We start from the raw sequence: 533 nt of genomic DNA, 5'->3' as shown, positions 1-533 counted from the left end.
GTGTCTTTCGTTATTTTAAATGCCTTTTTAAGCATTTGAGTTACTTGATTAAAAACAGGTCGTTCGCTTAACTCATAGCTGATAATTTCTTGATTGTACAGATCCATTATTGGTGATAAATATAGTTTTTTATCTTTTACTTTAAACTCGGTAACATCTGTTACCCATTTTTGGTTGGGTTTATCAGCCTTAAATGCTCTTTGCAAGATGTTTGGTGCAATCTTTCCTTGTTCTCCTTTGTAAGATTTGTATTTTTTTCTTCGAATCAAACTCTTTAATCCTAAGCTATTCATCAGTTTAAGAACAGTTTTATGATTGATGATAGTTCCTGATTTTCTTAATTCATCGGTAATTCGTCGATAGCCATATCGCCCTTTATGCTGATGATAAATGGATTTTATCTTAAGTTTTAATTCCTCGTATTTATCTGTTTTACTACGTGAAATATGATAGTAAAAGCTGCTTCTAGCCATATGTGTACAATCTAAAAGTAAATTTAGATGAAATTCTGGCCTTAATTCATTTATGGCTTG

General features: G+C 31.0%; 1 protein-coding gene. It reads right to left on the bottom strand.

All coding sequences use genetic code 11. The features are described from left to right. Nucleotides 1–533 (bottom strand): IS3 family transposase (locus HX088_RS13880; RefSeq protein WP_286484486.1); only part of this gene is annotated, 533 nt, incomplete at both ends.

Origin of the sequence: Empedobacter sp. 225-1, from assembly GCF_030328185.1 — a bacterium.
GTDB classification, from domain to species: domain Bacteria; phylum Bacteroidota; class Bacteroidia; order Flavobacteriales; family Weeksellaceae; genus Empedobacter; species Empedobacter stercoris.
The sequence above is the reverse complement of the archived record's forward strand: the minus strand, read 5'-3'. Positions and strand labels throughout refer to the sequence as shown.